Origin of the sequence: Sphingomonas sp., from assembly GCF_048594985.1 — a bacterium.
In the GTDB taxonomy this organism is placed as follows: domain Bacteria; phylum Pseudomonadota; class Alphaproteobacteria; order Sphingomonadales; family Sphingomonadaceae; genus Sphingomonas_I.
Map to the genome: position 1 here is coordinate 1 of NZ_JBMDXG010000020.1, position 7,186 is coordinate 7,186.

Here is a 7,186-nt window from a genome sequence, read left to right on the forward strand (position 1 = left end):
CGCTCTGCCTCGTCGCGCTGCCGGTGGCCTTGTGGGTCGCGCCTGGGGCCCCGGCCGGCGCTGGGGCGACGGTGGAAAGCCTCTAACGGCTGGTCTCCGCCCACCGCCCATCACGGGCAACCGTTGACAAATCGCGTTGAACGCCCGTCCGGCCGGGCACCTTTCGGCTCCCTTGGGGTTCGAATTGCATGTCCGAAACGATCGCCGGCTCGTGCGCCGGCCCTCCGCCTCGCTCCCCTTCCGCCGCGATCGCCCGTCATGCCGGGCTCGATTGGCTGCGGACCGGCGCGTTCGGGCTGCTGATCCTCTATCATATCGGGCTCTATTTCGGCCCATGGGGATGGCACATCAACGCGGTCGATCCGGTGCCCGACCTGATCTACGCGCTCACCTTGCTCAATCCATGGCGGATGACGTTGCTGTTCGTCGTGTCGGGCTATGCCAGCCGCGCCTTGCTGTCGCGTTCCGCGCCGGGCGCGTTCCTGCGCTCGCGCTCGGTCCGTCTGCTCGTGCCGCTCGCCTTCGGCACCTTGCTGGTGGTCGCGCCGCAGCCGTGGGTCGAACAGCGCGTCGCCGGCAATTATGACGGCGGCCTGCTGGGTTATTGGCTCAAAAGCTACCTCTCGCCGCACGTTTCAGGCACGCCGACCTTCGATAATCTGTGGTTCCTGGTCTATATCTGGGCCTATTCGATGGTGATCGGGCTCGTCGTATGGGCCTTGCCCGCCTCGGCCCGGGCTTCGCTCCAGCGCGGCGCGACGCGGCTGCTGTCGGGCTGGCGTCTGCTCGCGCTGCCGATCCTCTGGCTGCTGATGGTGCGCCTCGTGCTGTTGCCGACCGGCGCGCCGACCAATCGCCTGCTGCACGATCTGTCGGGGCATCTCGGCTATTTCCCCGCTTTCTTGTTCGGCTTCCTGCTCGCGCGCGCCGATGGCTTGCGCCCGGTGATCCGCCGCCTGGGTGGCCCGGCGGCGATGCTGGCGGTGGCGGGGTATGTCGTGATGGCGGTGCTGATCTACCGGCTGGGCGGGCAGGAGCCGGCATCGGGGACGTCCGCGCGGATGCTGTTCCGGGCCGCCGCGTCGGTGATGAACTGGGGCGTGATCATCGCCCTGCTCGCGCTGGCGGAGCGGATCGGCGACCCCGCGCCGCGCTGGCGGCCGGTGCTCAATAACGCCGTCTTCCCCGCCTACATCGTCCATCAGACCGCGATCGTGGTGGTGGCGTGGTGGCTGCGGCCGCTCGGGCTGCCCAACGGCGCGCAATTCGTGCTGATCCTCGCAGGCACCGCCTTCGCCTGCTGGGGCTTCTATACGATCGGCCGGCTCGCCGGGCCGTTCGGCCTGCTGTTCGGCCTGTCGAACCGCCCCATCCCCCGCCGTTCGGGCGGCAGCGGCGGCGGCTTGGAGCGGCCGCGCAACCCGCCTATGCGCCCCCGACGGGAATTCGCGAAGCAGGGAAGCGCGTGACGACACAATGGACCCTCGTCATCCATGGCGGATCGGGCAGCATGCGGCCGGAGACGCTCTCGCCGGCGGACGACGCGGCGGGCCGTGCCGGCCTCGCCGCCGCGCTCGCGGCGGGCGCCGCGATCCTTCGCGACGGGGGTGCGGCGCTCGACGCGGTCCAGGCCGCGGTCGAGGTGCTGGAGGACGATCCTGCCTTCAACGCCGGGCGCGGATCCGTCTTCACCGCCGAGGGACGCGTCGAATGCGACGCGGCGATCATGGACGGCGCCGCGCTGGATGCGGGCGCGGTCGCGGGCGTGCGGACCACGCGCCACCCGGTCGCGCTGGCGCGCGCGGTGATGGCGGACAGCCCGCACGTCTTCCTCGCCGGCGCGGGTGCCGACCAGTTCGGCCGCGCGCATGGGATCGAGGCGGCCGATCCGGCCTGGTTCGAAACGCCCGAACGCCGGCGCCAGCTCGACGAGATCCTCGCCCGGCCCGACGCCGCCTTCGACAGCGACATGAAATATGGCACGGTCGGCGCGGTCGCGGTCGATGGCGACGGCCATGTCGCCGCCGCGACCTCGACCGGCGGGCTGACCGGCAAGAAATGGGGCCGCGTCGGCGATTCGCCGCTGATCGGGGCCGGCACCTATGCCGACGATCGCGCCGCCGCCGTCTCCTGCACCGGCGCGGGGGAGGTGTTCATCCGCCTCGGCGTCGCGCACGAAATCTGCGCGCGCGTCCGGCTGGCGGGCTGGTCGATCGAGGATGCGGCCGACACTTTGGTCGACGAGCTTGGCGAGCTGGGCGGCAAGGGCGGCGTGATCGTCGTCTCGCCCGACGGATCGGGCGGGTGGGCGTTCAACACGCCTGGCATGTACCGCGCGATGCAGACGCATGATTCCGCGCCCGAGATCGCGATCTACGGCGACGAGTGACCTTGCGCCGTCACGCGCTTCGGCTAACCGCGTGCGCCATGCGTTTCCGCCTGCCCCCCGCCCTCCTCGCGGTCGCCGCGCTCCTGGCCTTGCCTTCGCCCGCTTTCGCCTGGTGGGAATATGGCCATGAGACCGTCGCGAAGATCGCGCTGAGCCAGATCAAGCCGCGCACCCGCGCCTCGATCGAGTGGCTGCTCAAGCGGCAGGCCGTGCTGGAGACACCCTCATGCCCCGCGCGCACGATCGAGGAGGCGTCGGTCTGGCCCGACTGCATCAAGACCTTCGGCGACCGCTTCAGCTATCAATATAGCTGGCATTATCAGGATCCGGAGATCTGCCGGCCGTTCGACCTCACGCCCTTCTGCAAGGACGGCAATTGCGTGTCGAAGCAGATCGAGCGCAACCAGCGTCTGCTCGCCGACCGCAAGCTGCCGGTGCGCGACCGGATGATGGCGCTCGCCTACCTCGTCCATTTCGTCGGCGATCTCCACCAGCCGCTTCATGGCGCCGAACATGACCTCGACCAGGGCGGCAACAAGCCCAAGGCGCGCTACGGCCGGCTCCCGCCGCGCAGCCTGCACACGATCTGGGACGGGCTGCTCGCCGAACGCGCCATCTCGACCCCGGTCGGCGGCGCGGCCGGCATCCTGGCTGAGGTGCCGGCCGGCGACCGGTCCGCGCTCGCCGCCGGCACGGTTGAGGAATGGAGCCGTGAAAGCTGGGGTCTCGCCAGGGATCTGGTCTACGGGACCGCGCAGGCCGATCCCTGCGCCCCCGCCGATCCGAACGCGAAGCTGGATGAGGCGACGATCGAACGGCTCGTGCCTGCCGTCCGCCGTCAGGTCGCGGCCGGCGGCCTCCGCCTCGCGCGTCTGCTCGACGAAGCGCTCGACGGCGACCATCCCGAAGTTGCGCATCCGCCGCGAAAGAAGAAGGGCTGATGCGCTACTTTCTCGATACCGAATTCAATGGCTTCGGCGGCTGCCTGATCAGCCTCGGCCTCGTGCCCGAGGAGGGGGATCAGGACTATTATGTCGTGATCCCGATGACCGAGGAGGCGACCCCGTGGGTCGCGCGCTACGTCCTGCCCTATCTCGAAAGCGTGCCGCGCACGTTGTACAACCGGCTCGATCCGCTCGCGGCCGCGCACGATATCGCCGCCTATCTTTCGACCGATCCCGAGCCCGAGATCGTGGCCGACTGGCCCGAGGATATCGCGCTGTTCGCGCGCCTGCTGGTGATCGGCGAGGGGGAGATTGCGGACGTCAGCAACATCCGCTTCCATTTCCTGCGCACGCCGGGTTTCTCGACTGCCGCCAACAGCCGCGTGCCGCATAATGCGCTGCACGACGCGCGCGCGCTCCGCGACTTCGTGCTGTCGACCGAACGCTAAGGGGCTGCCGGGCCCGCCCCTGAGGAGCAGGCCCGGCCGACCATTTAGACGCTTATTCCGGCACCACCGTCACGGCGCGGCGGTTCTGCGCCCAGGCGCTCTCGTCCGAACCGGTCGCGGCGGGGCGTTCCTTGCCATAGCTGATCACGCTGATGCGCGACCCGCTGACGCCGGCATTGACCAGGAAGTTCTTGGCCGCATTGGCGCGGCGGTCGCCGAGCGCGAGGTTGTATTCGCGCGTGCCGCGCTCGTCGCAATGCCCCTCGATCGTCACGCGGACGTTCGGATATTTCTGCAGCCACGCCGCCTGGCGGGTCAGGATCGACTGCGCCTCGCTGTCGACGTCGGAACTGTCGGTGCCGAACAGCACGGTGTCGGTGCCGGCCTGCGCGATCATGTCCGCGCGCGATCCGGGGACGGTGGTGGAGCCGACATTGCCCGGCGTCTCGGTCGGCGTTTGCGGCGCCACCTCGCTCGGCGGCGCGGGCGGGAGCTGCGCCGGCGGCTTCTTCGAACAGCCCGCGACGGCGATCAGGGCCGCGGTGCCAAGCAGGGTGATGGTCGTCTTCTTCATCCAGAGGCTCCTCTTAACCAGAGTGTCAGTCAAATTCGTGTCAGGGCAGTAACGGTCCCCATGCCGGATCAGATCCATCGAGCGGTGTGGGAATGCGTCGGGCATTCACGCCAGTCAAATCGACCGACCACAAATCCGCCCTGCCCGATCCGCGTGCCGTGCGGAAAAACATCAGGACACGGCCATTGGGCGACCAGGTCGGCCCCTCGTCCTGCCACCCATCGGTCAGGTCGCGCGCGCCCGATCCGTCGGGCGCCATCACGCCCACCGAAAAGCCGCCGCCGACATGCGTAAATGCGATCAGGTCGCCGCGCGGGCTCCACACCGGTGTCGCATAGCGGCCGCCGCCGAAGCTGATCCGTTTCTGGTTCGATCCGTCGGCGTTCATCACGTAAAGCTGCTGCCCGCCCGAACGATCGCTTTCGAACACGATCTTCGATCCGTCGGGCGAATAGCTGCCGCCCGTGTCGATGCCGGGCGACGTGGTCAGGCGCGTCGCCTGTCCCCCGCTCGCCGACACGCGATAGATGTCGCAATTCCCGTTCATGATCATCGAAAACAGGATGTAGCGGCCGTCGGGCGAGAAGCGCGGCGCGAAGGTGGTGTAGGGCTGGTCGACCACCAGACGCTTCCGCCCCGATCCGACGTCGTAGACGTAGACGCGCGGCTGGTTGTTCTCGAACGACATGAACACCACCGTCTGCCTGCTCGGCGCGAAGCGCGGGGTCAGCACCATGCTCTGGCCGTTGGTGATGAAGCGATGGTTGGCGCCGTCCTGGTCCATGATCGCCAGCCGCTTGGTGCGGTTCTTCTTCGGGCCGGTTTCCGACACATAGATGACCTGGCTGTCGAAATAGGGGCCCTCGCCCGTCAGGCGCGAATAGACCGTGTCGGCGCATTTGTGCGCCGCGCGGCGCCACTCGGCCGGGCGCACGACGAAGCCCTGGCGCACCATCTCCGTCTTGGAAAAGACGTCGTACAGATAGCAGCCGACCGTCAGCGTGCCGTCGCCATTGGACTGGACGAAGCCCTGCACCAGCGCCTGCGCGCCCGTCGGCAGCCATGCATCATAAGCCGGCGCGGTCACTTCCGGAAAGGCGACGGGGCGGAGCTGCCCCTGCGCCAGCGGCGCGAACAGCCCGCTATTCTTCAGGTCGGCGGTGATCACGTCGGCCACCTGCCGGCCGAGCGCGTCGGTATTGCCCGCCGGGGTCGCCATCGCGTTCGGCGTCGGCATGATCGGGATCGCGATCGGCATCGGCTGGCTGATCCCGCCGCTGATGTCGACCGTCAGCCGCTGACCCGGCGCCGGCCCCGCATCCGCCGCCGGCCCCGGCCCGACCGGGGCGGCCTGCTGCGCCACCGCCGCGCCGGGCAGCAGTGCGAGGATCATCGCCGTGGCAAACCGCATGTTTCGCATCGTTCGTCCCATCGTCATTGCATCTGTCCCGGGGTGAAACGGAAATTCAGGTCGTCCCAGCCGCCTTCATACAGTTCGGCGGGCAGCTTGACCGGCGCGCAGCGCAGCACCGCGCGCCGCGCCACTTCCGCGATCTGCTTGGCATAGGCGCTGTTGCCGCCGTTGACGCCGGTCTGCTCGACAATCTGTGGCGCGCCCGCGACCGTCCCGTCGGGGTTGTAGCGCAGCCGCAGCACCGTCACGATCTGCAGCGCGGGGGTGCAACCGAGGCCGCCGAGTTCGTAGCAGGGCTGCACCTGGCGCTTGATCGCCGCCGACAGCCCGTTCATCGCCGCGCCCGAAACGGCAGCGCGCGCATTCTCGCCCCGCCCGGCCGCCGCGCCGACCACGCCCTTCAGCAGGTCGCCGACCTTGGCGGACTGCGCGCGATCGGCCTTGGCGCGCGCGTCGCTGCCCGCCTGCTCCTTCCGCGCGGTCGACTTCACGTCCTTCAGAATGTCGGACAGGTCGCGGCTCGGCGCCGGCTTGGGCTTGGGCGGCGCGGGCTTTGCGGGCGCGGGCTTGGCCGGAGAAGGCGACGGCGCGGTCTTCTCCGGCGGCTTGGGCGGCGCGTCCTTCGGCGGCGGCGGGGGCGCCGCTTCGGGCGGCGGTGGCGGCGCCTCCTGCGGCGCACCACTGTCGGGCGCCTGCATCTCGCGCGGCGCTTCGGTCGCGGGTTGCGGCGCGGCCGAACGCAGGCCTACCGCGTCGACCAGCTGCACGTCGATCGCCTCCGCCGGCGGCGGCACCACCTGCGGCGATCGCTTGGCGATGCTCAGCGTCAGTACCGCGAACAGCGCCAGATGCCCGGCGACCGCGATGCCCAGCGCCGTGCGGTCAGCGCGCTGCATCGCCCCCCTGCTCGCCATTGGTCACCAGCGCGACCTTGGTCAGGCCCGCGCGGCTCAATTCGCCCATCACCTGCATCACGCGCCCATAATCCAGGCCCCGGTCGGCGCGCAGGAAGATCTGCGGCGCGCCGTCGCCCTTGGGCAGGGTCGCAAGCCGGCCGGGAAGCGCGCCGAACGGCACTTCCTCTTCCTCGACATAGATCTTGCCCGCCTCATCCATGCTGATCTGGATCGGCTTGTCCTGCTGATCGACCGGCTGCGCGCGGCTGTCGGGCAGGTTGACCGGCACGCCCGCCGTCAGCAGCGGCGCGGTGACCATGAAGATGATCAGCAGCACCAGCATCACGTCGACCAGCGGCGTGACGTTGATCTCCGCCATCGGCGCGCGGCGGCGGCCATGGCCCCGACGCGGCATCCCGCCCATCGCCATGGTTCAGGCCTCCCCGTCCAGCTCGCGACTGAGGTTCATGTGGAAACCATCCGCGAAGCGATTGAGCCGCGCCTCGATCCGGTCGACCAT

Annotated in this window: 8 protein-coding genes; 4 read left to right on the plus strand and 4 right to left on the minus strand. The window is 69.6% G+C overall.

Annotated elements, in window-relative coordinates:
- The first annotated feature begins 188 nt into the window (after positions 1–188).
- Genes ACOJSF_RS00725 through ACOJSF_RS00740 form a run of 4 tightly spaced genes read left to right on the plus strand, consistent with a single transcriptional unit; the run spans position 189 to position 3,782 of the window.
- A complete protein-coding gene (locus ACOJSF_RS00725; RefSeq protein ID WP_420140327.1) occupies positions 189–1,469 on the plus strand; it encodes an acyltransferase family protein in 1,281 nt (426 codons plus the stop codon).
- Entirely contained in the window at positions 1,466–2,389 is a 924-nt protein-coding gene (locus ACOJSF_RS00730) for an isoaspartyl peptidase/L-asparaginase family protein (RefSeq protein ID WP_420140328.1), read from the plus strand. Before ACOJSF_RS00725 ends, ACOJSF_RS00730 begins: the two co-directional genes overlap by 4 nt.
- 38 nt (positions 2,390–2,427) lie before the next feature.
- Positions 2,428–3,330 (plus strand): S1/P1 nuclease, encoded by a 903-nt coding sequence (locus tag ACOJSF_RS00735; RefSeq protein WP_420140329.1) that lies wholly within the window; start codon positions 2,428–2,430, stop codon positions 3,328–3,330.
- Entirely contained in the window at positions 3,330–3,782 is a 453-nt protein-coding gene (locus tag ACOJSF_RS00740) for a hypothetical protein (RefSeq protein WP_420140330.1), read from the plus strand. The genes ACOJSF_RS00735 and ACOJSF_RS00740 overlap by 1 nt, the downstream gene beginning before the upstream one ends.
- Before the next feature lie 52 nt (positions 3,783–3,834).
- Here ACOJSF_RS00740 and pal read toward each other — a convergent pair whose 3' ends face one another.
- From pal to tolR, 4 genes are read right to left on the minus strand one after another with little or no spacing between them, the layout of a single operon-like run.
- Positions 3,835–4,356, minus strand: coding sequence for a peptidoglycan-associated lipoprotein Pal (gene pal, locus ACOJSF_RS00745; protein WP_420140331.1), 522 nt, complete (start codon positions 4,354–4,356; stop codon positions 3,835–3,837).
- A gap of 40 nt (positions 4,357–4,396) precedes the next feature.
- On the minus strand, positions 4,397–5,749 hold the full coding sequence (gene tolB, locus ACOJSF_RS00750; protein WP_420140334.1) for a Tol-Pal system beta propeller repeat protein TolB: 1,353 nt from the start codon (positions 5,747–5,749) through the stop codon (positions 4,397–4,399).
- A gap of 41 nt (positions 5,750–5,790) precedes the next feature.
- Positions 5,791–6,666 (minus strand): hypothetical protein, encoded by an 876-nt coding sequence (locus tag ACOJSF_RS00755; protein ID WP_420140332.1) that lies wholly within the window; start codon positions 6,664–6,666, stop codon positions 5,791–5,793.
- A complete protein-coding gene (tolR, locus tag ACOJSF_RS00760) occupies positions 6,653–7,096 on the minus strand; it encodes a protein TolR (RefSeq protein ID WP_420140333.1) in 444 nt (147 codons plus the stop codon). Before tolR ends, ACOJSF_RS00755 begins: the two co-directional genes overlap by 14 nt.
- Positions 7,097–7,186 lie beyond the last annotated feature (90 nt).

Excerpts from the sequence above, each read along its gene's own strand:
- ACOJSF_RS00725 (WP_420140327.1), top strand. The coding sequence starts at position 189 with ATGTCCGAAACGATCGCCGGCTCGTGCGCCGGCCCTCCGCCTCGCTCC.
- ACOJSF_RS00735 (WP_420140329.1), top strand. The coding sequence starts at position 2,428 with ATGCGTTTCCGCCTGCCCCCCGCCCTCCTCGCGGTCGCCGCGCTCCTG.
- ACOJSF_RS00740 (WP_420140330.1), top strand. The coding sequence starts at position 3,330 with ATGCGCTACTTTCTCGATACCGAATTCAATGGCTTCGGCGGCTGCCTG.
- pal (WP_420140331.1), bottom strand. The coding sequence starts at position 4,356 with ATGAAGAAGACGACCATCACCCTGCTTGGCACCGCGGCCCTGATCGCC.
- tolB (WP_420140334.1), bottom strand. The coding sequence starts at position 5,749 with ATGATCCTCGCACTGCTGCCCGGCGCGGCGGTGGCGCAGCAGGCCGCC.
- ACOJSF_RS00755 (WP_420140332.1), bottom strand. The coding sequence starts at position 6,666 with ATGCAGCGCGCTGACCGCACGGCGCTGGGCATCGCGGTCGCCGGGCAT.
- tolR (WP_420140333.1), bottom strand. The coding sequence starts at position 7,096 with ATGGCGATGGGCGGGATGCCGCGTCGGGGCCATGGCCGCCGCCGCGCG.